The sequence below is a fragment of the Brevundimonas sp. genome (assembly GCF_032107865.1).
Taxonomy (GTDB): Bacteria; Pseudomonadota; Alphaproteobacteria; order Caulobacterales; family Caulobacteraceae; genus Brevundimonas.
The window spans coordinates 3,637-3,880 of record NZ_DAMCNG010000238.1 but is presented as its reverse complement, the minus strand read 5'-3'; the positions used below and the strand labels follow the sequence as shown (position 1 = coordinate 3,880).

Sequence of the window (244 nt, the reverse complement as noted above, 5' to 3'; positions counted from 1 at the left end):
GACGGTGCGGTCGGCGGCGCGGGCGCCCGTGGGCGTCGCTCGGATGCGCACGACCGCGCCCGTCGGAAGCGTTTCCGTCGCCTCGCCGCGTCCGATGTCGACATAGTGGACGCGGCCGTCGGCGGCGTCGACGATCAGGTAGTGACGATCGTTGAGTTCGTCGGACAGGCCGCGCTCGATCACCCGTCCGACGATCGGCTGCATCGAGGACGGATCGGCGATCACCGCGTCCAGACCCGGACGT

At 70.9% G+C, this 244-nt stretch carries 1 protein-coding gene; it reads right to left on the bottom strand.

The features are described from left to right. The coding region (locus tag RT567_RS14630) for a DUF3363 domain-containing protein (RefSeq protein ID WP_313576989.1) at window positions 1-244 on the bottom strand (244 nt) is incomplete at both ends.